General features: G+C 63.0%; 26 protein-coding genes. 14 read left to right on the top strand and 12 right to left on the bottom strand.

Annotated elements, in window-relative coordinates:
* Positions 1–4: 4 nt before the first annotated feature.
* The gene (menD, locus tag CB0205_RS0109335) at positions 5–1,783 is read right to left on the bottom strand and encodes a 2-succinyl-5-enolpyruvyl-6-hydroxy-3-cyclohexene-1-carboxylic-acid synthase (protein WP_083797928.1); all 1,779 of its coding nucleotides are present in this window, start codon (positions 1,781–1,783) and stop codon (positions 5–7) included.
* Between the two features lie 53 nt (positions 1,784–1,836).
* Here menD and lepB point away from each other — a divergent pair, with 53 nt between their 5' ends.
* Positions 1,837–2,418, top strand: coding sequence for a signal peptidase I (gene lepB, locus CB0205_RS0109330; RefSeq protein WP_050778473.1), 582 nt, complete (start codon positions 1,837–1,839; stop codon positions 2,416–2,418).
* 29 nt (positions 2,419–2,447) lie between these two features.
* Positions 2,448–2,795, top strand: coding sequence for a DUF760 domain-containing protein (locus CB0205_RS0109325; RefSeq protein WP_010316770.1), 348 nt, complete (start codon positions 2,448–2,450; stop codon positions 2,793–2,795).
* Here the strand turns inward: CB0205_RS0109325 and CB0205_RS0109320 are convergent.
* Both CB0205_RS0109320 and zupT read right to left on the bottom strand, forming a co-directional pair.
* Positions 2,792–3,952, bottom strand: coding sequence for a DUF4336 domain-containing protein (locus tag CB0205_RS0109320; protein ID WP_010316769.1), 1,161 nt, complete (start codon positions 3,950–3,952; stop codon positions 2,792–2,794). The two genes, CB0205_RS0109325 and CB0205_RS0109320, sit on opposite strands and share 4 nt — an antisense overlap.
* Positions 3,953–3,960: 8 nt before the next feature.
* Entirely contained in the window at positions 3,961–4,836 is an 876-nt protein-coding gene (gene zupT / locus CB0205_RS0109315) for a zinc transporter ZupT (protein ID WP_010316768.1), read from the bottom strand.
* Between the two features lie 87 nt (positions 4,837–4,923).
* Between zupT and CB0205_RS0109310 the strand changes: the two genes are divergently transcribed.
* A complete protein-coding gene (locus tag CB0205_RS0109310) occupies positions 4,924–5,217 on the top strand; it encodes a cell division protein SepF (protein ID WP_010316767.1) in 294 nt (97 codons plus the stop codon).
* Here CB0205_RS0109310 and CB0205_RS0109305 read toward each other — a convergent pair.
* From CB0205_RS0109305 to CB0205_RS0109290, 4 genes are all read right to left on the bottom strand, one after another.
* Positions 5,175–5,366: a hypothetical protein gene (locus CB0205_RS0109305; RefSeq protein ID WP_029626273.1), complete on the bottom strand. Its 192-nt coding sequence runs from the start codon at positions 5,364–5,366 to the stop codon at positions 5,175–5,177. The two genes, CB0205_RS0109310 and CB0205_RS0109305, sit on opposite strands and share 43 nt — an antisense overlap.
* Positions 5,359–6,159: a PfkB family carbohydrate kinase gene (locus tag CB0205_RS0109300; protein ID WP_010316765.1), complete on the bottom strand. Its 801-nt coding sequence runs from the start codon at positions 6,157–6,159 to the stop codon at positions 5,359–5,361. Before CB0205_RS0109300 ends, CB0205_RS0109305 begins: the two co-directional genes overlap by 8 nt.
* A gap of 155 nt (positions 6,160–6,314) precedes the next feature.
* Positions 6,315–7,391, bottom strand: a complete 1,077-nt coding sequence (gene psbA / locus CB0205_RS0109295) for a photosystem II q(b) protein (RefSeq protein WP_010316763.1) — start codon at positions 7,389–7,391, stop codon at positions 6,315–6,317.
* A gap of 186 nt (positions 7,392–7,577) precedes the next feature.
* Positions 7,578–8,897 carry a YcjF family protein gene (locus tag CB0205_RS0109290; RefSeq protein ID WP_010316762.1) on the bottom strand — a complete coding sequence of 440 codons (1,320 nt, stop codon included), beginning with the start codon at positions 8,895–8,897 and terminating at the stop codon, positions 7,578–7,580.
* Between the two features lie 191 nt (positions 8,898–9,088).
* Between CB0205_RS0109290 and CB0205_RS0109285 the strand changes: the two genes are divergently transcribed.
* The 5 genes from CB0205_RS0109285 to CB0205_RS0109265 all read left to right on the top strand — a co-directional run bounded on the left by CB0205_RS0109285 (position 9,089) and on the right by CB0205_RS0109265 (position 12,949).
* Positions 9,089–10,018 carry a cation diffusion facilitator family transporter gene (locus CB0205_RS0109285; RefSeq protein WP_010316761.1) on the top strand — a complete coding sequence of 310 codons (930 nt, stop codon included), beginning with the start codon at positions 9,089–9,091 and terminating at the stop codon, positions 10,016–10,018.
* Positions 10,011–10,523, top strand: coding sequence for a hypothetical protein (locus tag CB0205_RS0109280; RefSeq protein WP_010316760.1), 513 nt, complete (start codon positions 10,011–10,013; stop codon positions 10,521–10,523). Before CB0205_RS0109285 ends, CB0205_RS0109280 begins: the two co-directional genes overlap by 8 nt.
* A gap of 19 nt (positions 10,524–10,542) precedes the next feature.
* Positions 10,543–10,986 (top strand): hypothetical protein, encoded by a 444-nt coding sequence (locus CB0205_RS0109275; protein ID WP_010316759.1) that lies wholly within the window; start codon positions 10,543–10,545, stop codon positions 10,984–10,986.
* Positions 10,987–11,047: 61 nt separating this feature from the next.
* Positions 11,048–12,076: a tryptophan--tRNA ligase gene (trpS, locus tag CB0205_RS0109270; RefSeq protein WP_010316758.1), complete on the top strand. Its 1,029-nt coding sequence runs from the start codon at positions 11,048–11,050 to the stop codon at positions 12,074–12,076.
* Positions 12,077–12,286: 210 nt separating this feature from the next.
* Complete coding sequence (locus CB0205_RS0109265) at positions 12,287–12,949, top strand: glycoside hydrolase family 104 protein (RefSeq protein ID WP_010316757.1); 663 nt, start codon at positions 12,287–12,289, stop codon at positions 12,947–12,949.
* Here CB0205_RS0109265 and CB0205_RS14620 read toward each other — a convergent pair.
* Positions 12,940–13,302, bottom strand: coding sequence for a DUF2605 family protein (locus CB0205_RS14620; RefSeq protein WP_010316756.1), 363 nt, complete (start codon positions 13,300–13,302; stop codon positions 12,940–12,942). The two genes, CB0205_RS0109265 and CB0205_RS14620, sit on opposite strands and share 10 nt — an antisense overlap.
* 152 nt (positions 13,303–13,454) lie before the next feature.
* On the opposite strand from CB0205_RS14620, the gene thrS reads away from it, so the two are divergent.
* The 6 genes from thrS to CB0205_RS14615 all read left to right on the top strand — a co-directional run bounded on the left by thrS (position 13,455) and on the right by CB0205_RS14615 (position 22,547).
* Positions 13,455–15,173, top strand: coding sequence for a threonine--tRNA ligase (gene thrS, locus CB0205_RS0109255; protein WP_232197289.1), 1,719 nt, complete (start codon positions 13,455–13,457; stop codon positions 15,171–15,173).
* Positions 15,174–15,179: 6 nt separating this feature from the next.
* A complete protein-coding gene (gene glk / locus CB0205_RS0109250; protein WP_010316752.1) occupies positions 15,180–16,184 on the top strand; it encodes a glucokinase in 1,005 nt (334 codons plus the stop codon).
* Between the two features lie 31 nt (positions 16,185–16,215).
* On the top strand, positions 16,216–17,160 hold the full coding sequence (thrB, locus tag CB0205_RS0109245) for a homoserine kinase (RefSeq protein ID WP_010316750.1): 945 nt from the start codon (positions 16,216–16,218) through the stop codon (positions 17,158–17,160).
* Between the two features lie 154 nt (positions 17,161–17,314).
* A complete protein-coding gene (locus tag CB0205_RS0109240; protein ID WP_010316748.1) occupies positions 17,315–18,937 on the top strand; it encodes an NAD(P)H-quinone oxidoreductase subunit 4 in 1,623 nt (540 codons plus the stop codon).
* A gap of 62 nt (positions 18,938–18,999) precedes the next feature.
* On the top strand, positions 19,000–21,120 hold the full coding sequence (locus CB0205_RS0109235) for a M3 family metallopeptidase (protein WP_010316746.1): 2,121 nt from the start codon (positions 19,000–19,002) through the stop codon (positions 21,118–21,120).
* Positions 21,121–21,158: 38 nt separating this feature from the next.
* On the top strand, positions 21,159–22,547 hold the full coding sequence (locus CB0205_RS14615; protein ID WP_043705869.1) for a hypothetical protein: 1,389 nt from the start codon (positions 21,159–21,161) through the stop codon (positions 22,545–22,547).
* Here the strand turns inward: CB0205_RS14615 and CB0205_RS0109225 are convergent.
* The 4 genes from CB0205_RS0109225 to CB0205_RS0109210 form a co-directional block, all read right to left on the bottom strand.
* Positions 22,536–23,630, bottom strand: a complete 1,095-nt coding sequence (locus CB0205_RS0109225; protein WP_010316744.1) for an alpha/beta hydrolase — start codon at positions 23,628–23,630, stop codon at positions 22,536–22,538. The genes CB0205_RS14615 and CB0205_RS0109225 overlap by 12 nt on opposite strands.
* 3 nt (positions 23,631–23,633) lie before the next feature.
* Positions 23,634–24,179, bottom strand: coding sequence for a hypothetical protein (locus CB0205_RS0109220; protein WP_010316743.1), 546 nt, complete (start codon positions 24,177–24,179; stop codon positions 23,634–23,636).
* Positions 24,180–24,198: 19 nt separating this feature from the next.
* The gene (locus CB0205_RS0109215) at positions 24,199–24,903 is read right to left on the bottom strand and encodes a DUF6629 family protein (protein ID WP_010316742.1); all 705 of its coding nucleotides are present in this window, start codon (positions 24,901–24,903) and stop codon (positions 24,199–24,201) included.
* 76 nt (positions 24,904–24,979) lie between these two features.
* Positions 24,980–25,579, bottom strand: coding sequence for a triacylglycerol lipase (locus CB0205_RS0109210; RefSeq protein ID WP_010316741.1), 600 nt, complete (start codon positions 25,577–25,579; stop codon positions 24,980–24,982).
* Between the last annotated feature and the right edge of the window lie 2 nt (positions 25,580–25,581).

Genomic DNA, 25,581 nt, shown 5'->3' with positions numbered 1-25,581 from the left:
GGCTTCAGCGGGTGGCGAGTTCGACCATTGTGCGGCGCAGGCTTTGCCGCAACTCCGCATCCACCTGGCGATCGGTTTGCACCACAAGAAGGCTGAGCGTCTGCCCATGCGCCCAAGCCATCGCCTGGGGCAACGCCTCCAGGCTCGCTACGCGCTGGGCGGGGATGCCATAGCCCTCGGCCCAGCGCAGGTGGTCCATGGCTTGTGGCATCGCGAACAGGCGCTCGAAATCCAGGGCCGGACGGATGGGCAATTGCTCAAAGATGCCACCGCCGCCGTTATCGACCATCACGACCGTCAGCTGGGCGCCACGCTCTCGCAGCTGCTGCAGCCAAAGCCAGCCATTGGCGTCGTGCAGCAGGGCCAAGTCACCGCTCAAGAGCACCAGGGGGCCTCTGCTGATGGCCAAACCGGCAGCGAGGGACAACGTCCCATCGATGCCCGAGGCACCGCGGAAGCCGTCAATGCTGCGGCAAGGGGCATCCGGGGCCGAGAAGCTCTCCCAGTCCCGCACAGGACTGCTGCTGGCGAGCATCAAGCCCCAATCGGCTGGCAGAGCGCGACTGAGGCTCCGGGCCAAGCCTGGCTCCGAGAGCCCCTGCGCCGGGAGCAGCTGGTCCAGACGCTGCTGCACCTGCTGCTCAGCCGCCCACCAGAGGTCGCGCCACCGCTGGTTAACAGCAGCCACTGGAGCGTCCCAGCGGGACGCGGGGTGCTGAGCGAGCCAGGCCTCCAGTCCATGGGGCCAATGCTGGCTGGCCGTGCCCAAGGCATCGAGGTTGCGCGGATCCTGTTCACTCACCAACAACTGAACGCCGGCGCTTCGCTGAATCCAGGCCTGCAGACGACGGCTCGCTGGCACCGGCCCCAGGCGCAACAGTTGTGGCGCAGAAGGCAGCTGATGGCCCTCTGCCAGGAACAGGTCGTAGCTGAGAACACAGCTCAGGCCAGGCCAACCCCGCAGCCCGGAGAGCGGATCAGCCAAGACCGGCCAACCCGTCCGCGCCTGCCAGCGCTGCAGGGCAGCGGCAAAGCCCGGCAAGTCCTCCGCGCGACCACGCCAGGGACCGGCGATCACCACCCCTGGGCGATCGAGATCGAAAGGAAGACCCTCTCCAGCCCCGGCCGCAAGAGAGGGAATCAGGTCTTCGGCACGGGCCGCCTCAGGGGGCTGCGCCTTGAGTTCGCTCTGCAGGCGGCTGATGCTCTCGGCCGGGGCATGCAGGGGTTCTTCAAAGGGGAGATTGCAGTGCACCGGGCCCCAGGGGGGAAGCAGCGCCTTCGCCCAGGCCTGCTGGGCAAACACCCGCAGATCCGAGCGCTCCATCGCCGCCAGACCCCGGGGATCCCCCTGAAGCAAACAGCGGCAAGAGGAGGCAAGAAACGACTCTTGATTGACCGTCTGATTCGCCCCACAACCCTTCAAGCGGGCGGGGCGATCGGCGCTCAGCACCAGCAGCGGAATCGCACCGAAATCGGCCTCCACGACCGCAGGAAGCAAATTTGCCACCGCAGTTCCCGAGGTGGTCACCAGGGCCGCAGGACGACCGTCCCCGCGACTCAAACCGAGGGCAAGAAAGGCCGCTGAGCGCTCGTCCACGCCGCAGAACAACTCCAACCCTTGCTCCGCCAGCAGTCCAGCGGCCAAGGCCAAGGGAGCCGAACGACTCCCAGGGCAGAGCACCAGACGCCTCAGCCCCTGGCGCTGGAGCTCAAGCAACAACGCAAGCGCCGCCTGAAGATTCGCCTCAGCACTGCAGGGGTGGGGAGGGGGAAGAGGCACCGGGACGGGCCATTGATCAGGATGTGGCGATCATGCCGGCCCACGCTGAATCGATGCAGACTCCGCCACAAGCACCCGAGTCCGCGGTGAAGGGCTGGAGATCGATCCTGCTGTGGCTGGCATTGGCCCTGGTGCTGCGCTGGGCAGTGATCGAACCGCGCTGGATTCCCTCCGGTTCCATGCTCCCCACCCTGCAACTGCAGGACAGGATTCTTGTGGAGAAAATCCGGCCCAAACTGGGCTCTGGCGTTCCAACAGGAAGCGTCGTGGTCTTCCGTGCCCCTGAGCAGCTCGTCGCCGCTGGCTATGACCCAGCGGCAGCTCTGATCAAACGGGTGATCGGCCAACCCGGCGATGTCGTGGAAATCCGCGGAGGTGAGCTGCTCCGCAACGGTGAAGCCGTCGCGGAACCCTGGCGCACTGAGGCGATCGACTACAGCTTTGGCCCCGTCACCGTCCCCGATCACCACCTCTTGGTTCTTGGGGACAACCGCAATGCCAGCCTCGATTCCCACGTCTGGGGACCACTGCCCGAGCAGGATCTGATTGGCACCGCTGTTCTGCGTTACTGGCCCCTCAGGCGGGCCGGTTTGATTCGGTTCCCCGCCCCAGAGCCAGAGAATCAGCTGGGGTAGGGTGCAACCCTGACGTGGAGCACGCCGGAATGTTCAACCCGGAGTTCCTGACCAGCGACAGCGAACCGATCAGCGGCAACTCCCTGATTCAGTACCTGCAGGAACAGTCTCCGGACGTATTGCAACGCGTGGCTCGCTCCGCCAGCGGCGACATTCAAGACATCATTCGGCACAACGTCCAAGGCCTGCTCGGGATGATTCCCGGTGAGCAATTCGACGTGAAGATCACCGCCAGCCGTGACCATCTGGCTGGTCTTCTCGCCTCGGCGATGATGACGGGGTATTTCCTGCGCCAAATGGAGCAGCGCATGGAATTGGAAGCAACGCTGTTCGACGACGGCGGCGCCGACGCAGACCCCGGCGAACTCAGGCTCTAGGCCGAGTCTTCACCCGGAACAACACCGGAGCGCACCAACAACTGATCGATCGAGGCGAGGTAGTCCCAGTTCCCCTCGTTTGGGGCCCACTCCCTGCGCTCGAACGCATCGGCCAACTGGGCCAACTGTTCGTTGGAGCAGGGCACAGGAGCGTCGTAATGGGCCGGCACGACCCAGCGCACCTGGGGCAGTTGCGCCAATTCCCGCAACCAGCGAATCACCACGGGCCTGGCACGAGGAAAAACCAGGCGCTCCAGCACGGGTGCCACCAGAAGCGAGCCGCTCGGCTGGGTTAACGCTTCAAAGGCAGTACGGGAACTCGAGCGCCACTGAAATGGGAAGAGGCCGAAATAACTCCGGGCTGAGCGACAGCCCGGCTGAAACGCCTTGGACAACAGCTCGCGGAGGGGTGGAACCTCCAGGGCCTCCGGCCGCAAAAACGAAGAAAACAAAGCCAGACGCTCCCAACCTTTTTGGCGCAGTTCCGGCGTATCCGTCAGGGGTTGATCACCACTGTCACGGGCATGGAAGAGCAGGGGGGTGGGATCGAAATCAAAAATGGTTGGTGGCTCCGGGCTAATGGCCACCAAGGCATCCGTCAGCAGCAGCGAGCCACTGGCCTGATGCAGGCAGGCAAATTCCTGAAAGCGACCCAGCCCAAGGTCAAGCGGACCCAAGGACGACCACACCAGCTCGTCGCTGTGGGGATAGCCATCCTCCTGAAGCACCCGGGTTCGAGCCCGCGGGAAGCCCAACCAGCTGGCAGGCAGGTTGATCGGGAAGCTCCACTGACCGGGGGTGATCCAAACCTCCGCCTCGGGAAAAGCCCGCGCCATCGGCGGGACAGGAAGCTTGTGCTCCAACCCTGAGGCCGTCGGCAACACAATCGTTTGGACCGCTCCAAAACGCTCCTCCAAGGAGCGAAGGGCCTGACGGACCTCGACGGTGGGCGCGACTGGGGCATAGAGCATCAGGCCACCACGCACACGGACCACCGACATTCGGATGGGCACCGCCACGTAAAAGACACCCTGGAGCTGCTCGAAACTCCAAAGCTGGTCTGGGATCAGCTCACGCACCAGCGTGCGCTTGCGCCCGTAGGGATAGAGGGGCAGCAACGGCCACCAAGTCCAGCGCTGGTCGGAAGCGGCAACCATCGAGCGCTTCAGGTCAGCAGCACCAGGCTGATGCTCATCACGAGCATCCCCGCGGTGACACCGAACATCATCAGGTGGTGCTTGGCGCCCGTGCGTTGGGCCGCCGGGAGCAACTCGTCGAAGCAGATGTAGATCATGATTCCGGCGACGCTGGCAAACACCAGGCCCAGAACCACGTCATTGAGAAAGGTCCGCAGAAACACGTAGCCGATCAGCGCTCCGACTGGTTCCGCCAAGCCCGAGGCAAAGGAAATCCAGAAGGCCTTGCTTCGGCTACCGGTGGCGTAATACACGGGCGCTGAGACCGCGAGCCCCTCCGGGATGTTGTGAATGGCAATGGCGATGGCGATCCCAATGCCAAGCCGGGGTTCAGAAAGCGCCGCCACAAAGGTGGCCAACCCCTCGGGAAAGTTGTGAATCGCGATGGCCAGGGCCGAAAACAGCCCAGTGCGCATCAGTGCCGAGGAATCGGAGCCTTCGCGCAAGGGCAAAATCGCCAACTCGTGCGAAGGGAGCAAGCGATCAATCAGCGCAAGAGCCAGCATCCCGGCAAAGAAGGCCAGAACCGTGACGAGATAGGCCGTGCTGGTGCCCAGGGCAGGCGTCAGGGACTGGCGGGCCTTCGGGAAGATCTCCACGAAGGAGACGAAGATCATGACCCCGGCAGAAAAACTCAGGGCGCTCGTCAGCAATCCCGGGCTAAAGCGCCGGCTGAGCACGCCAAGCCAACTGCCGATCCCTGTCGACAGGCCTGCGCCGAGGGTCAGCAGGAAGGCCGGCAGTACCTGGTGGTCCAGCGCTTCCAAGCCCGGCTCCTCGGCAAAGGTGGTTCGATGATCGCAGGCCAGGAGGCCCTTGGTGGGCGGATCGGCCGATCCAGGCACGTTTCAACAATCCCGGGCTCGACCCGCAACGCCTGGACAGATGCCCCCACATGGGGCAGAACACAGACATCGCTGCACGAGCGGGCCATGCAGACGCCATTTGGGATCTGGCTCCCGCAGGTCACAGTGCTGCGCTGCCGGCAGTTCGAGCAGGCCAGCGATGCCGTCGAAGCGGTGCGGGAGCGCCAATGCGTCGTGCTGCAACTCGAAGGAATGGAGCCCAGCGAAGCGCAGAGAATCCTCGATTTCGTGGCCGGCGCCGTCCATGCCCTGGACGGCCAAATGGAGCGTGTGGGTGATGGGACCTACCTCTGTGCACCGGCCGGGGTCGGCGTCAGTCAGCTCAGCGGCTCCTCGGAATCATGCGTCGAACCGGCCTGAACCCGGCGCTCCAACTGCACGAACAACAGCCAGGCCAGCCCAGCCGAGACACCTCCGGTCCAATCGGAGCGCAGAAGCTCAATGATCGAGGCGGTGCTTGCCGTCACCCTGAGGACCCGCAGGGCCAGGCGACCAAGTCGGTTAGCCATAGGGGCCAAAGCGTGTTGCACAAGCTGCTCCGCACTGGGCGCCCAGCCTGATGGAATCAGCGAGCGACCGTTGGGCCGCAAGGCCCGTCACGACACCTGCCGCAAAACTGTCGCCGCAGCCATAGCTCTCCACCAGGGGACCTGGAAGCGGAGCCGCGTCGTACCGGCCGCCTGGAACGCTGTGGCCTCCGGCGGCTCCCTCGGTGCGGATCAAGGCACGGGGCGCGGGTGTGAGTTGCGTGGGATCCACCGCCTCTCCAGGATCCAGGCCACTGCCAATGAGGGCATCCAAGGGAACAGCGGCCTCCTGCAGCACGGGTAGACGGACCCGCGGTGTGGCCGCCAGAACCTTGGAGGCGCGGCAGGCGCGCAGGAGCGGCGCATCAGCCGCCGTGACGAAGAGTCCATCGCAGTCCGCCAGGTCCTTCCACGGCAACGGATCACTGAGGGACGGGCTCAGGCGGTCTCCGATCACCGTGATCGCCCGATCACCTCCGGGATCCACCAGGCTCAGGCCCCGCCGGGTCGGAGCATCCCTCCAGGCCACATGGAGCTCAAGACCCAAGGCTTGGAGGCGTTGCACGCAGGCCTCCCCAACCGCATCCCGCCCCAGGGCCGTGAAGAACTGAACGGGTTGCCGGGTCAGCCGCGCCATCTGCACCGCGACAACCGCGCCACCACCGGCGGGCTCCTCCAGACTGCGGAGCGCATGGCCAATGGCACCCGGTCGAGGCAGTTGATCAACCGCCAGGAATTGCACCCACTCGATGTGACCAACCACGGCCAAACGCATCGGCGGCAGTTCCGGTGCTGACCAAACAACGGGGTCGGTGGACACAGCGAAGCACGAACAACTGCTGGAGCTCCATCAAAAGCCAGGCGGGCCTGCACACAAAAAAGCCCTCGCTAACGCGAGGGCTCTGGGAATAGGGGCCAATCCGTTGGGGCTCAGCCAATCGACGGTGCAGTCAGAGCCACCGGGGTGATCTCGGACGCAGCCAGGTCGAGGGGGAAGTTGTGAGCGTTGCGCTCGTGCATCACTTCCATACCGAGGTTGGCGCGGTTCAGCACGTCAGCCCAGGTGTTCAGCACACGACCCTGGGAATCCAGGATCGACTGGTTGAAGTTGAAGCCGTTCAGGTTGAAGGCCATGGTGCTGACGCCCATGGACGTAAACCAGATGCCGACAACAGGCCAAGCACCCAGGAAGAAATGGAGGCTGCGGCTGTTGTTGAAGGAGGCGTATTGGAAGATCAGGCGACCGAAGTAACCGTGGGCAGCCACGATGTTGTAGGTCTCTTCCTCTTGGCCGAACTTGTAGCCGTAGTTCTGGGACTCGCTCTCGGTGGTTTCACGCACCAGGGAGGAGGTCACCAGGGAGCCGTGCATGGCGGAGAACAGGGAACCACCGAAGACACCAGCCACACCAAGCATGTGGAAGGGGTGCATCAGGATGTTGTGCTCAGCCTGGAACACCAACATGAAGTTGAAGGTTCCAGAGATGCCGAGGGGCATGCCATCGGAGAAGGAGCCCTGACCGAAGGGATACACCAGGAACACTGCAAAAGCAGCAGACAGCGGAGCGCTATAGGCCACGCAGATCCAGGGGCGCATGCCGAGGCGGTAGGAGAGTTCCCACTGACGGCCCATGTAGCAGGAGATGCCGATCAGGAAGTGAAAAACCACCAACTGATACGGACCGCCGTTGTACAGCCACTCGTCGAGGCTGGCGGCTTCCCAGATGGGATAGAAGTGCAGACCAATGGCATTGCTGCTGGGGATGACAGCGCCAGAGATGATGTTGTTGCCGTAAATCAGGGATCCGGCAACAGGTTCACGGATGCCATCGATATCCACCGTCGGGGCGGCGATGAAGGCAACGATGAAGCAAATGGTGGCGGCCAGCAGGCAGGGAATCATCAGGACGCCGAACCAACCCACATAAATGCGGTTGTCGGTGCTGGTGACCCACTCGCAAAACTGCGTCCAAGAACTGGAGCCGCTCTTACGAAGAGCAGTGGTCATAAGGGAAGGCCCAATCGAGCCAAATGAGTACGAATGCCGCAGATGCGGCCTGCAAAACCTAGGTGCCCCTAGAAAACATTTCCTGGAGCAAAAATTAAATTCAGGAAAGAACCAAAATGTTCATGAAGAGCTTCATGAAGCCTTCATGAAGCTATGTATAGCGCTCGAGTCTGCGCGGCCTGGCGATTAGGCGGGGGCCGATTGTTCTTTGAGCCACTGCTGCGCAGAAACCAAAAACGCGCTCCAGTCCAGTTTCTCCTCGTCCGCCGCGCGGGCAACCAACAGGGGAGCCTGGCGCTGCAAGAGAGCATCCAACTCCGCTTCGGGAACGCCGGCGGCCAAAGCCATGTAGTCCGCCATCGCCCGGCCCACAACCCTGGTCAGATAGGCGGCACTGAGGGCCTGCATGGCACCCCCCACAAGCCATGTCGGACCGTGCCACTTCACCACCGACGCCAGGGCTTGAGAGCTCCACTCGACAACCCCCAGACTCAGCGCCGCCTTGCCCAACTGAGACGCCGAGGCTTGCAGTTGCTCAAGGGACCAAGGGCAATTCCAAAGCCTGGCCATCTCCTGCAGCATCAAGCCATTGGCAGCGGCCAGCACCAACAGATCCAAGCTGGGAAGCGGCGCCACAACGACGCCCGCCGCCACGGTCCACTGGGTGCGTTGCAGCAAACGGGACCAGTGCTGGCGGCGCAGGCCCTCGAGTTCAAGCTGCCAAGACGCATGCAACTCCTGCAGGCAGCGTTGTTGGTTGCGCTCCCGGCTCAGAGGTGTGGATTCCGCGAACCAGGAGGTGAGGTCTCGCCAGCCACTGGCTTCCTGGGCCGCAAGCGGCCAACAGCGCCCGCGCAGATGAACGGGAAGCTGCTGCTCGAGTTGCTGGAGCTGGGCGGAACTCTCGAGCTCCGGTTTCGTGCGCACCAGAATTCCCACCCGCTGCTGCTCTGGCAGGGCTTCAAGCCAGCGCAAGTCAGCCGCCGTCAGGGGCAGATCGAGTCGATACAGCAGCAGCTCGCAGTGGCGAAACACCTCCGGCCACTGCCAGGACTGAGGAGACAAGGGCAGGGCGTGACTGCGATGCACCCGAAGTGGATGCACAGAGGGGCAGTGACACAACAGCTGCTCCTGCTCGGAAGCGCTCCAAGCTGCGGTCCCCACCAGGGCCAGCTGAATGCAGGTCTCCTCTTGGCGCTGACGCAACAGCTCCAGCTGAGAGCGGCGCTGACTCTGGTGGAGCTCAAAGGTCTTGGCCTGAGCACGACCCTCCTCAGTGCTGGCTGCCTGCAGCACTTGGAACTGCTCAAGAACCGCCTCACAGCGCTCAAGCCAACCCTCGGAGGACTGAGGCAGGTGCTGACCGCTTGGATGCATGCGCCCGCCAAGCAACCAGAGGCCGGCCCCTGCGGCACCCAAGCCCATCAGCGAGGAGAGGGGCCCATGGAGGGACTCCAGCACCATCCAGCCGCCGCCTGCTGCCGCAAGCCAGGGCCAATGCCGCATTCCCTGGCGCAGAACCTGCGCTTTGAGCTCCTCCCCCAGTGAGACGGGCCTCGGCGATGGGGATTCAGCTGAGACCTGAGGAACCGTCAATGGGGAGCCTGAATTCGGCGGCCGCGCCAACTCTTTAGCTCAGCTATTAACCCATGCCCAGACCCAATAGCGTGGGAGGAGCTCAATGAGCCTCCTTGGCCATGGGTCTTGCTGGCCAAACCAACGAGCGGGCCGACCGCCGGTCCGAGGTCCAGAGGGTCCTGCTGGTGGCCCTCGGGGTCAACGTGGCGATGACGCTGCTCAAGCTGATCATTGGTCTCTTGAGCGGATCCCTTGCGCTCTTGGCGGATGCCATGCACAGCGCCACCGATGGCTTGTCCAGCCTCCTGGGGCTGATCACCAATGGCCTCTCGGACCCCAAGCCGGACCGCGATCACCCCTACGGCCATGACAAATACGAAGCGGTCGGAGCCCTAGCGATTGCGGGCTTCATTTGCTTGACGGCCTTTGAGATCGTGCGCACAGCCCTCGAGCGCATCAGCTCGGGCCTGCCCCCAATCCGCCTGGATGGCCAGGAGCTGCTGCTGCTCCTCATCGTCCTGGGCTGCAATCTGCTGCTTGCCGGATACGAGCGCAGTGAGGGCAGACGCCTGGGCAACCAGCTGCTGTTAGCCGATGCCAAACACACCACCAGCGACATCTGGACCACCGTTGTGGTCCTGGTCGGTCTCTGTGGGGTCGTTCTGTTCAAGCAGACCTGGCTGGACGTGGCGATGGCCATCCCGCTCTGCGTCCTCTTGATCCGTGTCTGCTGGCAGGTGCTGAAGACCAACTTGCCCTGGTTGGTCGATCAAATCGCCATTGCACCGGAATCCATCCACGAGACGGCGATGGGCGTCCCTGGAGTCCTCAACGTCCATGACATCGCCAGCCGCGGGGTTCTGGGTCAGCGCGTGTTCATTGAGCTCCACATGGTGGTGGATGCCGATGACCTGCCCAAAGCCCATCGGATTACCGAGCTCGTGGAGGAGCATCTCGAGCGGCGCTTTGGACCCGTTCGCTGCACAATCCACTTGGAACCACGGGAGTACGCGGAATCCACCATCACCTTCCAGGGGACCCATGGCTGAGCTCCTGCGCTGGCTGACCCCCCATCAGCAGCAGCTCTTGACCGATCTCAGTGACCGCCAACAACTGTTGGCTTGCTGGGATGGCGATCGGCCCATTGCCCTGCTCGAGCGCTGCTGGTTGCGGCTGCAGATCCTGCCCATCAGCAGGCTCAGCGCGGTTTTACCGCCCGACAACAGTGGTGAAGTCCCAGAGTTGATTCGCTTCCGCAACCTGATCCGCGCCGGTTTCTCGAGCGCAGAAGCGGAAGAGCAATGTTGGGATGAGTTCGGGAAGGTGGCCTGCTCCGAGGCGCTCCAACGCTTTTGGGCCGCACAAGATCAGGGTTGCCATGGCTGGACGCTGCAGGCCTACCTCGACCTGCTGTCGCGCTACCGAAGCAGCATCGAATCGGAGGGACCAAATCCTTTGCCAGTACTGGTCTTGGCCCGAGCAGGCAGTCCAGAACACCATCGCCTGATTTGGCACTGGCCGGCCTCACTGTCGGTAGGGCACACTTGCCGCTGACTTCTTCAGGTGTGCGGCCATGGCCGACGGTGATTTCCAGCGAAATTCGGGCGAGCAGTCCCAAGGCAACCGCGGTCCTCGCGAAGGTGGCGGGTTCCGCATTCGCCTGAGCGATAACGAGATGCGCGCCGCCCGCGCCGTGCAAGAGGCTTTTGGCGTCCGTTCCACCGTGGCAGCCCTGGGCCTGTCCCTGCGCACCGTGGCCCAGCTGATCGAAGAGGGCCGGATTGACGACATCGTTGCCCAGCAGAAGGCCAGTGCCGGTTCCCGGGGACGGGGCGAGCGCGGTGACCGTCGTGGCGAGCGCAATGAGCGCCCTGGCAACCGCCCCAATCCGTTTGCCCGTCCCGCCAAACCAGCAGCCGCCGTCCCTCAAGAGGAGACGGTGAGCGAGGAAGCCGCGTCGGAAACCACCGAAGTGGCAACAGAGCAAACCACCACCGAAGAGACCACCGAGGCCTGATTCGAGGCCGCTGCCGGGTCCTGCCTCCAGGCAGAATCCGGCGAACATTTCGCCAGCTCGCATGCAACGCGCCAGGGTCCTGTCCGGAGTTCAGCCCACTGGCGCCTTGCATTTGGGCAATTGGCTCGGAGCCATCCGCAACTGGGTCGGACTGCAGGAGACCCACGACACCTTTTTCTGTGTCGTGGACCTGCACGCGATCACCGTGCCCCATGACGCGGCCGCCCTGGCCCGTGACACGCGCAACACCGCCGCCCTCTATCTCGCCTGCGGAATCGATCCTGAGAAAGCGACGGTTTTCGTCCAGAGCCATGTCTCAGCCCACAGCGAGCTCTGTTGGCTCCTGAACTGCGTCACACCGCTCAACTGGTTGGAGCGGATGATCCAGTTCAAGGAGAAGGCCGTCAAACAGGGGGACCAAGTCTCCGTTGGCCTTCTGGACTACCCCGTGTTGATGGCGGCGGACATCCTTCTGTATGACGCTGACCTCGTGCCCGTTGGCGAGGACCAGAAACAGCACCTGGAGCTGGCCCGAGACATCGCCCAGCAGCGAATCAACGCTCGCTTTGCCCCGCGGGATGCCGAAGGCGAGCCCATCCCCGTCCTGAAGGTGCCCGAGCCGCTCATCCTCAAGGAGGGTGCCCGCGTAATGAGCCTGACCGACGGGCGCAGCAAGATGAGCAAGAGCGACCCCAACGAAGGATCCCGCGTTAATTTGCTGGATTCGCCTGAGGTGATCACCAAGAAGGTCAAGCGCGCCAAAACCGATCCCGTGATGGGCCTCGAATTTGGGAACCCGGAGCGCCCCGAAACCGACAACCTCTTGGGGCTCTATGCCCTGCTGAGCGGCAAAGGTCGTGAGGCAGCCGCTGCAGAGTGCGCCGCGATGGGCTGGGGCACCTTTAAACCCCTACTGGCCGAGACACTGGTCGAAGCGCTGCGCCCCATTCAAGAGCGCTACAACGACCTGAGCGCTGATCCCGCCGAACTGGACCGCGTCCTCAAAGCAGGCAGCGAGCGCGCCAATGCTGTGGCCCAGGCCACTCTGGAGCGAACCCGCGAGGCACTGGGCTTCCTCAAGGCGAACTGAGGCCCCAAGCCGCTAATCAAAAACGGAAGGAAAGATAAAGGTGGCTAATTCGTTACAGCGCATTGGCCAGCCAAAAACCTCGCCAATCGCCCTGGAGAACTAAAAATCAACCTGCAGCACATCGAGGCAGCACTTGTCCAGTTCGGACGGGAAGTCTCACCTTGAGACTCGGCTAGCCAGCAGTCTCAATGGACTGCGACGTTGTGCCGCTTGCCAATTCGTCATTCGCTCCAGCATTCCCTCAAGCCCAGTCGTGCCGCCGCTCCGGCCTGCTCACTGGGTCTGCTGCTTCTGGCCGCTGGCCCCCTCGTGACTCCCTCCAAGGGAGTCGAGGTGGATCAGTCACTGGAGCAGATCGTGGCGGCTGCCAGCGAGACCGAGGACGGAGAGCTGTATGCAATCACCCCGGAGCGCCGGGCCCTGCTCAACACCATTCGCTACGCCGAGGGCACCTGGAAACAAGGCCCCGAGGGCTATCGCACCCTCTACGGCGGCGGGCGTTTCAGCAGCCTGGCCAAACACCCTGATGTGGTGGTGGTGAAGCGCTACACGAGCGCGGCCGCAGGTGCCTATCAATTCCTGCCCGGCACCTGGAAAGAAGCCGCAAACAAACTGAGCCTTCGCAGCTTCAAGCCCCACAACCAGGACCAAGCGGCCCTGTATCTGGTGGATCGCCGCGGTGTACTCGATCAAGTCGACCGCAGCGGCTTAACCCGCGGGGTGATGGCCGTGCTGTCCAGGGAGTGGGCCTCCTTCCCTAGCCACAACGGACTGAGCGCCTACGGCCAACCCGTGAAGAAGGCTGCGGAACTGGCCAACTTCTACGAATCCAACCTCAAGCAACTGAAGCGCAGCCGCTGGGCTCAGGCCTGAGGAGGATCGGGGCGCTCTTGCTCCGGAAGCGGCACTCCCGCCACCCGCAACATCGCGGAGAGGTTCCAGACCCGCATCATCAGGCGATGCCAAGGGGTCATGGCATCCATATCAACGGCCATGGGGGTCGAGCAGGCGGCCCGGAGTGCTTTGGCGGCAGCGATCGCCTGAAGCGCCTCCTCCAGGGCGGAACGAAACTCCCGCTGTTCCACCGGTGGCACCAGGTGATCGGGGGCGTGATCCAGAAGGACCAAACCGCGCTGGAACCAATAGCGAAAGTCACCAAAGAGTGACTCGAGCAAGTGGTCGAGCAATTCGGCCGACTCAGCCTGGGGTTCTTGGGGGTTGCTCACTCCCACACCCTAGTAATGGTCTGAATTGCGCTGCGTAGGATCGGGGTTGCTATGCCGCTGCCGTGACCGCGACCCGTACTGCCGAGCCTGCAGCCACGGTGCACCTGCCCAAAACCAGCGAGAGCGAGCAGCTGCTGCGTATCCGCCACTCCATGAGCCACGTGATGGCCATGGCGGTCCAGCGCCTCTTCCCCAAGGCCCAGGTGACCATCGGACCTTGGACCGAGAACGGCTTCTACTACGACTTCGATAACCCCGATCCCTTCACGGAGGCCGACCTCAAGGCCATCAAGAAGGAAATGATCAAACTCATCAACAAGAAGCTTCCGCTGGAGCGTCTTGAGGTGAGCCGAGCGGAGGCCGAAAGCCGGATTCAGGCCCAGAACGAGCCCTACAAGCTGGAAATTCTGGCCGGGATCCAAGAACCCATCAGCCTTTACACCCTCGGCGAGGACTGGTGGGACCTCTGTGCAGGCCCCCACGTCAGCAACACCAAGGAACTGAACGCCAAGGCCTTTGACCTTGAGAGCGTCGCAGGCGCCTACTGGCGTGGCGACGAGAACAACGCCCAGCTGCAGAGGATCTACGGCACCGCCTGGGAAACCCCAGAACAGCTGAGCGAATACAAGCGCAGGCAAGAGGAAGCCAAGCGCCGGGACCACCGCCGGATCGGGACCGACCTCGACCTGTTCTCGATTGAGGACGAAGCCGGCGCTGGCTTGGTCTTCTGGCATCCCCGCGGCGCCCGCATGCGCCTCTTGATCGAGAACCTCTGGCGGGAGCTCCACTTCAACGCCGGCTACGAGCTGCTCTACACCCCCCACGTGGCTGACATCAGCCTCTGGAAGACCTCTGGCCACCTCGACTTCTACAGCGAGTCGATGTTTGGCCCGATGCAGGTGGACGAGCGGGAGTACCAGCTCAAGCCCATGAACTGCCCGTTCCACGTGCTGACTTACGCCAGCACCCTGCGCAGCTACCGCGAGCTACCGATCCGCTGGGCCGAGCTCGGGACGGTGTATCGCTACGAGCGTCCCGGTGTGATGCACGGCCTGATGCGGGTGCGGGGCTTCACCCAGGACGACGCCCACGTGTTCTGCCTGCCGGAGCAGATCAGCGACGAAATCCTGGCGATCCTGGATCTCACCGAACAGATCCTCTCGACTTTTGATTTCCGCAACTACGAAATCAACCTTTCCACCCGGCCTGAGAAGTCCATCGGCGAAGACGCGGTTTGGGATCTCGCCACCCAGGGCTTGATCGAAGCGCTGGAGCGCAAGGGCTGGGCCTACAAGATCGACGAAGGCGGTGGTGCCTTCTACGGCCCCAAGATCGACCTCAAGATCGAGGACGCCATCGGCCGGATGTGGCAATGCTCCACGGTCCAGCTGGACTTCAACCTGCCTGAACGCTTCGACCTGGAGTACGTGGCAGCGGACGGATCCAGGCAGCGGCCGATCATGATCCACCGCGCCATCTTTGGCTCACTGGAGCGGTTCTTCGGGATCATGACCGAGAACTACGCCGGTGACTTCCCCTTCTGGTTGGCACCCGAGCAGATCCGCCTTCTGCCGGTGACCGATGAGGTCACCGGCTACGCCGAATCCGTCGCAGCGGCCCTGAAGGCGGCCGGCGTACGCGCCAGCGTGGATCACTCCGGTGACCGCCTGGGCAAGCTGATTCGCAATGGTGAACAGATGAAGATCCCCGTTCTGGGGGTGATCGGCGCCAAGGAGGCCGAAGGCGGGACCATCAGCCTGCGCAGCCGCCGGGAGGGCGACCTGGGCAGCATCGAGCTGGAGACCGTTGTGGCCGCTGCCAAGGAAGCGAATCAAGATCGGGAAGCGGGGCTCAAGATCAGCCCCCGCTGATCTCCGATGACCACGCTTCTAGCCGGTGATATTGGCGGCACGAAGACCCTGCTGGGCCTCTACAGCGTCGAAGGAACGGCACTGATTCAGAAGGCCAGTCAACGTTTCGTCTCGGCCGATTGGGCTGATTTCTCGGCCCTGGTCAATCACTTCCTCGACGGGGAGGCGTCCTGCTTCGAGCGACCTCGCCAGGCCTGTTTCGCGATTGCGGGTCCGGTGCGCCAGGGCCGGGTGAAACTCACGAACCTCCCCTGGCTTCTGGATGAGGTGGAACTGGCCCGCGCCTGCCAGCTCGAGGTGCTCGAGCTGGTCAACGACTTTGCCGTTCTGATCTATGGGCTGCCTCACCTGCAGCCAGAGCAACAGACGACCCTGCGGCAGCCGGCTGCGGGCGGCGGCGACCCCAAGGCGCCGATCGCGATTCTTGGGGCCGGGACCGGTCTGGGGGTAGCGATCGGAGTGCCCACGGCAGGGGGCTTGCAGGCCATGGCCAGCGAGGCCTCCCATGGCGAATTCGCCCCCTGCAACGAGGAGCAGTGGCAACTGAAGACCTGGTTGATGGCCGAGTTCGGTCTGCCGCGCCTCTCGATTGAACGGGTGGTGAGCGGCACGGGACTGGGCGACGTGATGCGCTGGCGCCTGGCCACCCATCCCGACGGACGCAACCATGCCCTGATGAAGACGGCCGACACCGAGTTGCCTGCGGCGACCGCTGCGGCCGCAGCGGCTGGCGATCCCCTCGCCCGCAAAGCCCTGGATCTCTGGCTGGAGGCCTACGGAAGCTGCGCAGGGGATCTTGCCCTGCAAAGCCTTTGCTATGGCGGGCTTTGGCTGGGAGGTGGCACAGCGGGCAAGCTTCTCGATGAGTTGCGCTCAGAGCGCTTCCTTGGGGCCTTCTTGAACAAAGGACGGCTCAACGCCGTGGTGGAACAAATCCCTGTCCACGCCTTGATCGACGGCGAGACTGGACTCTTCAGTGCCGCTTGCCGGGCTCGGCTGTTGAACGCCTGAGTGGGACACTGACCCAAGCAGAACAGAGCGCATGGCCCGCCCCCGCATTGGACAGGGGGTTGTGGTGGATGTCCCCGCCACAACAGCCAACTTGGGTCCCGGCTTTGATTGCCTCGGAGCGGCCCTGGATCTGAACAACCGCTTCGAGATGCGCTGCATCGAAGGCAGTGGCGAGCGGTTTGAACTGGTGATCGAAGGCAGCGAGGGATCGCACCTGCGGGGCGGCCCGGACAACCTCGTCTACCGCGCAGCCCAGCGGGTCTGGAAAGAAGCAGGGGAAGAGCCGATTGCGGTCGAAGCGCGGGTCCGCCTGGCAGTTCCACCAGCACGGGGACTGGGAAGCAGCGCCACAGCCATCGTGGCCGGCCTGATGGGGGCCAACGCGCTGATCGGCGAGAAGCTGAGTCGCGAGAAGCTGCTGGAGCTGGCGATCGACATTGAGGGGCACCCGGACAACGTGGTTCCTTCACTGCTCGGTGGCCTCTGCCTGACCGCTCGAGCCGCCTCCCATCGCTGGCGCGTGGTGCGCTGCGAATGGGACCCGAAGGTGATGGTGGTGGTGGCCATCCCGGCCATTCGTCTGTCCACCAGCGAAGCCAGACGGGTCATGCCGAAGGCCATCTCCATTCCCGATGCCGTGACCAACCTCGGATGCCTGACCTTGCTGCTGCAGGGACTACGCACCGGGAATGGCGACCTGATCGCCGATGGGATGCACGACCGAATCCACGAGCCCTATCGCTGGGGCTTGATCCAAGGGGGCCAGGAGGTGCGCGAGGCCACCATGGCAGCCGGGGCCTGGGGCTGTGTCATCAGCGGCGCCGGACCGAGCATCCTGGCCCTCTGCCCTGAAGACTCGGCGGTGGCCGTCAGCAAAACCATGGTTCGGGCCTGGGAGGGTGCTGGGGTGGCCTCCCGCTCCCAGGTGCTGCAGCTCCACCAGGCCGGAAGCCGCTGGGAGCACCTGCCCTCCTAGGCCACTCAACCTGAGTAGAAATGCCTAGACCAGATCGGTCTCACTGGTAGATTTCTTCCTTGATAGGCACCTCCCGTAGGAGGAGGGTTGAGTCCCTAGAGGGCTGAACCCAGATACGGGACATCGCCCTCGATACCCAAAAGCCGTGCACGCGATGGACGCCAACCTGCCCCTGATGGCCGCGTCCGCTGCGATTCCCGGCTCCGCGTTTGGTGACTCCGCTCTCGCCCAGGGAATGCTGGCGGCGCCAACAACCTTTCCCTGGCTCAGCCTGATCGCTCTGCTTCCGATCGCGATCGCGCCGCTGGTGATGCTCCTGCCCGGTGATGGCACGGACCCCAAGCTCCCGCGAACGGTTGCGCTGACGACCCTGTTGGCTGACCTAGGGCTGATGCTCTACGTCTACAGCCAGCACTACGACGGCTCGATCGCAGGGCTGCAACTGGTTGAGCGTTTCGCCTGGGTTCCCGCCATCGGCCTGGAGTGGTCCCTCGCCACCGATGGACTCTCAGCACCGCTGGTGGTGCTCTCTGGCTTGGTCACCCTGCTGTCGGTGGCCGCCAGCTGGAACATCAAGACCAAAACCAGGCTCTACTTCGCTTTGCTCCTGGTGCAGGCCTCTGCCCAGGCCTTGGTCTTCCTCTCCCAGGACTTCCTGCTCTTCTTCCTGGCCTGGGAGCTCGAATTGGTTCCTGTGTATCTGCTGATCGCCATCTGGGGCGGCCAGCAGCGTCAATACGCGGCCACCAAGTTCATCCTCTACACGGCGACGGCCTCGCTGTTGATCCTGTTGAGCGGCCTGGCCCTTGCCCTCAACGGTCCCTTCACCCTGAACCTGAGCGAACTGATTGCCCGCTCCCCAGGCGGCCTTTTCGGCCTGCTCTGTTACCTGGGATTCCTGGTGGGATTCGGCGTGAAACTGCCGATGTTCCCGCTCCACACCTGGCTTCCCGATGCCCACGGAGAAGCCAATGCACCGGTCTCGATGCTGCTGGCTGGGGTGCTGCTGAAGATGGGGGGCTACGCCCTGCTGCGCTTCAACGTGCAGATGTTGCCGGAAGCCCACCTGCAGCTGGCGCCCGCACTGATCGTTCTGGGCATCGTCAACATCGTCTACGGCGCCCTCAACGCCCTGGCCCAGGACAACGTCAAACGGCGTATCGCCTGTAGCTCCGTCAGCCACATGGGCTTCGTGCTGCTCGGCATCGGTGCCATCGACAGCCTGGGGATGAGCGGAGCAATGCTGCAGATGATCAGCCACGGACTGATCGCCGCCGCGATGTTCTTCGTGACCGGCGTGTTCTACGAGCGGACCAAAACCCTCTCGATCCCCAACATGGGGGGATTGGCCAAGGTTCTGCCGATCACCTTCGCCTTTTTTGTCGCCAGCTCCCTGGCCTCCCTGGCCCTGCCTGGCATGAGTGGATTCGTCAGTGAAATCACCGTGTTCCTTGGCGTGACGAGCAATGACGGCTTCACCGTGGGCTTCCGGGTGATCGCCGTTGTCCTGGCGGCCATCGGTGTGGTGTTGACCCCGATCTACCTGTTGAGCCTCTGCCGACGGGTGTTCTTTGGACCCCGGATCCCAGCGCTGGCGGTTCTCGGCGACATGAAGCCGAGGGAACTGGTCATTGGACTCACCCTCCTGGTACCGACCCTGGTGATTGGCTTCTGGCCTCGAGTGGCGATTGATCTCTATGAGGCGACCACCACGGCCCTTGCCAACGACCTGGCGCAGCACGCCGTCGTGGCTCTTCGGCTACCCGCCCTCGGCTAATTCCCCGCAGCGTCAGTCCCTGAGCTGGAATGGGCCGAACAAGGCCCTTTGCCTCAGCCCCGATGACTGTCAGCAGCGCTGCCAACGCTCAACCGGAGATCCTGCGGGGCGAAGGCCTGCCGAACTTTGAGGCGATCACCCCCGAGGCCGTCAGCGAGCACATCCCGGCGTTGATGCAGGCCCTGGAGAGCGAACTGGGTGACCTCGAGCAGTCCTTGGGCCAGAGACTCGAGCAAAACCAGACGCTGAGCTGGAACGATGTGATGGCACCACTGCAGCGGCTGGGTGAGCGGCTGCGCTGGAGCTGGGGTGTCGTCAGTCACCTCAACGGGGTCTGCAACAGCCCAGAGCTGCGGGATGCCCATGCCAGCCAACAGGCCTCGGTTGTCCAATTCGGCAACCGTGCTGGCCAGAGCCAGGTGATCTATCGCGCCCTGCAGCAACTCGAGGCGGGTCGCTCTGGCCTGGATGGCACCCAACAACGGATTCTCGATGCCGAACTTCGGGATATGAAGCTGCGCGGGGTCGGCCTCAGTGGCGCCAGCAAAGAGGCCTTCAACAGTGCCAGTCAGACCTTGGCGGAACTCTCGACCCGCTTCGGCAACCATGTGCTCGATGCCACGAACCACTGGACCCTGCGACTGACGCACGCCGCCGAGGTCGAAGGTCTACCGGAAAGCCTGCTGGGGCAGTTGTCCCAAGCGGCACGCCAGGCCGGCGACGAGGACGCCAGTGCTGAGCAAGGGCCGTGGCTGATGGGGCTGGACATGCCCCGCTACGTCCCCTTCATGAAGTACAGCCGCAGGCGTGATCTGCGTGAGAAGGTCTACAAGGCCCACGTCAGCCGTGCCTCAGGTCAAGACGGCAGTGACCTCAACAACTGGCCGCTGATCGAAGAGATCCTGACGCTGCGCAGACAACAGGCGGAGCGACTGGGGTTTGCCAACTGGGCGGAGTTGAGCATTGCCTCGAAGATGGCCGATTCGGAGCAGGCCGTGGAGTCGCTGCTGGAGGACCTGCGCAGCGCCGCCTACCCGATTGCCCAGCAGGAACTGCAGGCGCTTGCAAGCTGCGCCCAAGCCCACGGCGCCCCAGAAGCGACTGAGTTGCAGCCCTGGGACATCAGCTACTGGGCTGAGATCCTTCGCCAAGAGAGTTTTGAACTCGACAGCGAAGCCCTGCGGCCCTGGTTCCCCCTACCGCAGGTGCTCGATGGGCTGTTTGCCCTGAGCGAGCGACTGTTTGGAATCCGGATCGAGGCGGCCGATGGGGAGGCGCCGATCTGGCATCCGGATGTGCGTTTCTTCCGCATCCTCGAGCAAGGCCAACCCGTCGCTGGCTTCTACCTCGATCCCTACAGCCGTCCGGGCAGCAAGCGAGGTGGCGCCTGGATGGATGAATGCCTGGTGCGCTCCAAGGGCACTGACGGCAGCGTGGTCCTGCCGGTGGCCTACTTGATCTGCAACCAGAGTGCGCCGGTCGGAGAGACGCCGAGCCTGATGACCTTTGACGAGGTCGAGACCCTCTTCCATGAGTTCGGCCATGGTCTGCAGCACATGCTCACGAGCGTGGAGCACCCCCAGGCGGCTGGCATCAATGGCGTCGAGTGGGATGCCGTTGAACTGCCCAGCCAGTTCATGGAGAACTGGTGCTACGACCGCGCCACCCTGATGGGGATGGCCCGTCACTGGCAAACGGGTGAGGCCCTACCCGAGAGCGAATTCTCCAAACTGCTGGCCGCACGAACCTTCATGGGCGGTTCAGCGACCCTGCGTCAGGTGCACTTCGCCCTGGTGGACCTGCGTCTGCACAGCCAGTGGACGCCGGAGTCCGGTGTGACACCGGAGGCCCTCCGAAGGGAGATCGCTACCACCACCTCAGTGCTGGCCCCCATCGACGAGGACGCCTTCCTCTGCTCCTTCGGACACATCTTCGCCGGCGGCTATGCGGCGGGGTACTACTCCTACAAGTGGGCGGAGGTGCTCAGTGCCGATGCCTTCGCAGCCTTTGAGGACGTCGGCCTGGAGAACGAAGACCAAATTCGCGAGACCGGTCGCCGCTTCCGCAACACGGTCCTGAGTCTTGGCGGCAGCCTGGACCCCAAACAGGTGTTTGAGGCCTTCCGGGGGCGTCAACCCAGTAGCGATGCTCTAATTCGCCACTCCGGTCTGGTAGCCGTCTAAGTCCAGGGCCTACAGGATGGGGGGAGATGGGCCGCCCCATGGCTTCAGGCTCCCCCCTCGCCTCTGTTGTCGATCCCCTGCAGCTGGATCCGGACTGGTCCTGCAGCGTTCCGTTGCTCGCCTTTGAAGACGCCCTGGATCAGAGCGTCTTTCGCTCAGGCTTAACCCGATCGGATTGGCTCAAACGCCTCGCCCACCAGCTCCACAAGCCACAGTTGCTGCCGCTGCTCTGGCTGTTGCCCAAGGGCTGGAAATTGGCCCCGGCGGATTTGCCCCAGCGCTTGCAGACCCTGGGCGGACTCGTGGAGCGCGAACTGCTCACTCCGGCCCTGCTTGGGGCGGTGGCCGATGCGCTGCCCCACTTCCTCAATGGAGAACACGCCGCTGCCATGGGCCGTTGGCGCGGGCAACAGGATGCCGAGCTGCCCAGCAGCTTGGAGCAGCTCCTTCAGCTCAATCCATCAAGCACTGATCCAACAGACCCTCAAGTAGGCAACACAGAGGCCGAGCGCCTCAGCGGCGGGCTCATCTGGCATAACGCCGGACTACACCATGAACAGTCCGCCAGCGAGCGAGAGCGCAACGCACTGGCCGCCCGCGTGCTCAATCGCCTCGCAGCCAACGCGCTGGAGCAGGATCAGTGGCAAATCGATGGAGCCAGCAGCTGCAGGGCCTGGTTCAGCCGGTTGCAGCAGGAGGGCTGGAGCCTTCAGGCCCAGCTGCGCGCCAGTGTGGCCAGCTTTGGACTTGGGGCAAGCCTGCCCAATCCAGAGGGGTGCAGCCAGGTGCCCTTGGCCCTCCCCATCCGCACTGGACTGCTTGGGGAGGGGGAGCAGGACATCCAGGGCTTGCTTCCCCACAGCTGTCTGGAGCTGGAATGGCGACGGGGCAACGATCTCATCCGCCTGCAGTACTACCAGGGCACCGAGGGGCTCTGTGGTTGGGAAGCCCTCAACGATCTCCATCGTCCCTGGCAGAACGACCGAGTGAATGGAACGATCCGCTACTTGGGGGAGCCGTTCTGCGCTGAACGTCTCCTCGAGGTGATGGATCTCTGCGACATCATGGCCTTGATACACAACCAGCAGAGCGATGCCGATGCGCTCTGGCTTGGGGGATATGGGGCCTTGGGATTTTGCATCGATAGCTCTGCGGTGTTGCAACAGGCCATGGACGGACGCTGCGACCTCTTCCCCTGCCTGCTCGGGGCCATCTGGCGAGAACGACTCCTGCAGCGAGCCCGTGGACTGCAGCTACAGCAGGAATCACAGCACAGGGCCCGTGAGCGTTACTGCCGCGCCCTCACAGAGCTGCCCCACGATGGCTTTTGCTTTGCGGAGGGCAGCCGCGATGCCAAACGGCGCCTCAAAGCCTCACAACCCCAAAGCAGCCCATTCCGGTTGACCCAGCAGGCCCTAGTCCTCTGACTCAATCGCCTGGACGATCTGCTCTACGACGGCCTCGCGGTGCAATTCAGCAAACGGGCCACTCAAACCGTTGTGGTTCATGCCCTCAATCTCCCGCCGTTCAATGCGGGAGTGCTTCAGGGCTCGATTCCAATTCGACAGGGGTAGCAACGGTGATCGCCCCGGATAGGCAATGCGGCCAAAGGCCGCCACCGGGTCACGGCTCCCAATGATCATCGTGATTTTGGAGAGCTGGCTCAGCAGTTGATTGCCGCTAAACACGCCGCAGAAGCTGACGATGCTCACTGGCGCACGGCAAATGCGGCGGAGATATTCCGCGACGCCCATCGCCATCTCAGCACCACCGCTGTAGCCCACCAAAACGATGCGCTGGCCCTGATCAGGCCGAAACCCGACCTCCCCCAGCCGCAACGCGATCTTGAGGGACAGCTCGTAATTCATGATCGGGCCGTAGCGGTGGTCCGAGGAAATCCCCACCTTGATCACGTTGTTGGCTTGAACCAAAACGGCAGCCAACAGCTGGATCCAGCCGTTGGGATGCTCCTCTTGCAGGGCAAACAAGCGACGCCAAAACCAGGCACTACCCAGGTCTTGAGCCAGGGCCACGGGCAGAACGGTGTAGGCCTCCAAGCCCTTCACCAACCGGGTGGAGTGGTTGAGCTGCTGATCCAGCAACTGCAAAAAGGCCGAGACCCGCGGCGGATGATCGCGCTCCAGTTGGTGAATCCCATCGAGATACACCACAAAACAGCGATGCTCAGCCGCCGCAGGGGACGTGGGGAACAGGGCGGTGGGATCCGGGAGCCCCTCCAACCAGCCCTCCCAAAAGGCAAATTGCGTGACCAGGGAATAGATGCCAGCCGTCGGAATCAAGACCAACAGCAGCAAGCCAGACCAACGCAAGAGCAGGTTGATGTCAGCCCAATCCAAGACCGAGCGCAGGGCCAAAAGCACATGGCCCAGACCAAACCAACTCACCCCCAGCCCCAAGGCGAGCACCAGCACAATGAAAGCGAGCCTCGAGCGAGTGCTGTGTTGCTGGGCTTGGATCGCCGCCTGCTGAGCGGGGGATGACCGGTTCATCACTCAAGCCCCATGGGCATCGGACAGTTGGGAGGCCAGGGTGCTGTATCCCGCCTGCCAGCTCTGGCGGAACAACAACCAGACAAGCAACACGGCAACGGCATAGCCAGGAGTCGCCAGCAGCAAGGCCTCGCCGTAGGGCAGAGCGAAGCGCACATGCAACAACGACACCACGTTGAGGTGCATCAGCACCCAAATCGCAAAGCCGATGGTTTCACCGACATAGGGCGCAGCAACCAGCAAATAAAAGACCGCCGGCAGCAAACACACAGCCACCCCATCAATAAAGGCACTGGGGTGGACTGGAATACTGGCTCTTGTGGCCAGCAGAACCATATCAATGGTGCTGCTTAAGAGGAAAGCCACTGAAAGCATCAGGCCATCGAGAATCAGATGGATGATGATTTGGCGGCGATTTAGGCGATTAGCCAGGAGAGAAAAGACATGGGAGAGGGACATCGACAGTCCCACCACGAGCAACAAACCAAGGCCGACATCGGTTTGAACCAGCCAAGTACCGAGAGCGTCGAGCGCTGCTTGGACTCCCATGCTTCAACTCCCCCGTCAACTAGCGGCCGGCTGCAGCCCGCAAGGCCGGCCGATTGACAATCCAGATGACGTAGATGGAAAGCACGGCGCAATAGAAGCACCAGACCGAGTTAAACGTAGCGCTGTAGGTCAACCAGGTCAGGAAGATCGAGACAAAGATCAGGACTCCAAACAACTTGACGGCCTTATCAGAGAGGGCAATCAAGGGGAGAACAATGAAGCCCCAATACGCCAGCTCACCCACGGGCTCCGTGTTGACGAAGTTATGGATAATGCTGTGCAGATTGGAGACGTCATAGAGCAGACGACCGTTGCTGTGGACCGCAGGCTGCAGAGCGGGAGGGTTAAACAACACGGGCAAGTAGAAGGCAATGCCCAAGACCGTTGCCACAATCGCGACCCAGCGCAGCCGTTGTTGCAGCCCCTTGGAATCCGTCGATCGACTGATGGACCAAGCGCTCCAGGGAATCCAGATCATCCAGAAGCAGTAGGCGAAAAAGAGAAAGCCCAGCCCCGCCAGGGTGCTCAGCGGCTCCACTCCGCCTTGGTCAATCGCGGTCCACTCCAGACCCTCAACAAACTGTTGGACCCCAAAGAAAAAGGGCACCAGCGCCAGTGGGATGTAATCCCGTTTTCCTGTCTTTTGTGCAACGTGGGTGCTGTAGAGCCCCAACGGCATCAAAACCGCCGATGCCGTGAAACTGGCGGAGGCTGAAAAGCACATAGGGGGCCTTCAAACTTTGCCTACCCATAGACACGCTTCCCTCGAGAGACAACGGCCGTGATGGGAAATGTTGTGGCTAAGGCGCCAGCAATTCCTCAGCCAATGTTGCGATCGCCCGTGGATTCACGATGAGTTGCCGGTGGGTCCAAACGGGCAAGGCCTGCCGCGGCCCCTGGGGCAGAACCGCCCGCCAACCAGGAAACACCGTGATGTCCGTGCAGCTGTACAAACTGACGCACTGCAAGCCATCCAAGTGATGCTTGCCCGCATCGAGATCCTGCAGGAGTGCGCTGCCGATCTTCATGTCAGCAATGCCTGCCAAGGGCCAGCGAGGAACCAACTGCGCCGTCAATGTTCCCTGCTGTGGACTGCCTAAACAGACCAGACGGCGCGTTCGCCGAACCCCGTCCCACTCCTGCAGCCAGGTGCGCGCAATCACACCACCCATGGAGAACCCGAAGAGATCCAGCTCTCTCTCATCGCCAAAGCGCCCTTGAATCACGCGATCCAATTGCGCGGCGAGCTGACGAATGGGCGTGGCGCCCAGGCGATGGGGCAAGTGGGGTGCAAAGAGCTCCAGGTCTGGCTGACGCTCGAGCAGCGCCTGCTCGAGCCGGCGAAACAAACGGGGGGTGTCCCACAACCCATGCAGCAGCACCAGAGGACGCTTGGTCATCG

Source organism: Synechococcus sp. CB0205 (assembly GCF_000179255.1).
Lineage (GTDB): Bacteria > Cyanobacteriota > Cyanobacteriia > PCC-6307 > Cyanobiaceae > Vulcanococcus.
This window is presented reverse-complemented; position numbering and strand designations above follow the sequence as displayed.

Coding starts and splice junctions, on each gene's coding strand:
- CB0205_RS0109305 (WP_029626273.1), bottom strand. CDS start 5,366: ATGGCTAACCGACTTGGTCGCCTGGCCCTGCGGGTCCTCAGGGTGACG.
- CB0205_RS0109290 (WP_010316762.1), bottom strand. CDS start 8,897: ATGCGGCATTGGCCCTGGCTTGCGGCAGCAGGCGGCGGCTGGATGGTG.
- CB0205_RS0109220 (WP_010316743.1), bottom strand. CDS start 24,179: ATGGGAGTCCAAGCAGCGCTCGACGCTCTCGGTACTTGGCTGGTTCAA.
- CB0205_RS0109225 (WP_010316744.1), bottom strand. CDS start 23,630: ATGAACCGGTCATCCCCCGCTCAGCAGGCGGCGATCCAAGCCCAGCAA.
- CB0205_RS0109235 (WP_010316746.1), top strand. CDS start 19,000: ATGACTGTCAGCAGCGCTGCCAACGCTCAACCGGAGATCCTGCGGGGC.
- thrS (WP_232197289.1), top strand. CDS start 13,455: ATGAGCCACGTGATGGCCATGGCGGTCCAGCGCCTCTTCCCCAAGGCC.
- CB0205_RS0109310 (WP_010316767.1), top strand. CDS start 4,924: ATGCAGACGCCATTTGGGATCTGGCTCCCGCAGGTCACAGTGCTGCGC.
- CB0205_RS0109300 (WP_010316765.1), bottom strand. CDS start 6,159: ATGCGTTTGGCCGTGGTTGGTCACATCGAGTGGGTGCAATTCCTGGCG.
- glk (WP_010316752.1), top strand. CDS start 15,180: ATGACCACGCTTCTAGCCGGTGATATTGGCGGCACGAAGACCCTGCTG.
- psbA (WP_010316763.1), bottom strand. CDS start 7,391: ATGACCACTGCTCTTCGTAAGAGCGGCTCCAGTTCTTGGACGCAGTTT.
- CB0205_RS0109240 (WP_010316748.1), top strand. CDS start 17,315: ATGGACGCCAACCTGCCCCTGATGGCCGCGTCCGCTGCGATTCCCGGC.
- CB0205_RS0109215 (WP_010316742.1), bottom strand. CDS start 24,903: ATGTGCTTTTCAGCCTCCGCCAGTTTCACGGCATCGGCGGTTTTGATG.
- CB0205_RS0109210 (WP_010316741.1), bottom strand. CDS start 25,579: ATGACCAAGCGTCCTCTGGTGCTGCTGCATGGGTTGTGGGACACCCCC.
- thrB (WP_010316750.1), top strand. CDS start 16,216: ATGGCCCGCCCCCGCATTGGACAGGGGGTTGTGGTGGATGTCCCCGCC.
- CB0205_RS0109275 (WP_010316759.1), top strand. CDS start 10,543: ATGGCCGACGGTGATTTCCAGCGAAATTCGGGCGAGCAGTCCCAAGGC.
- CB0205_RS0109325 (WP_010316770.1), top strand. CDS start 2,448: ATGTTCAACCCGGAGTTCCTGACCAGCGACAGCGAACCGATCAGCGGC.
- CB0205_RS0109280 (WP_010316760.1), top strand. CDS start 10,011: ATGGCTGAGCTCCTGCGCTGGCTGACCCCCCATCAGCAGCAGCTCTTG.
- CB0205_RS0109320 (WP_010316769.1), bottom strand. CDS start 3,952: ATGGTTGCCGCTTCCGACCAGCGCTGGACTTGGTGGCCGTTGCTGCCC.
- lepB (WP_050778473.1), top strand. CDS start 1,837: ATGCAGACTCCGCCACAAGCACCCGAGTCCGCGGTGAAGGGCTGGAGA.
- trpS (WP_010316758.1), top strand. CDS start 11,048: ATGCAACGCGCCAGGGTCCTGTCCGGAGTTCAGCCCACTGGCGCCTTG.
- CB0205_RS14615 (WP_043705869.1), top strand. CDS start 21,159: ATGGCTTCAGGCTCCCCCCTCGCCTCTGTTGTCGATCCCCTGCAGCTG.
- CB0205_RS0109285 (WP_010316761.1), top strand. CDS start 9,089: ATGGGTCTTGCTGGCCAAACCAACGAGCGGGCCGACCGCCGGTCCGAG.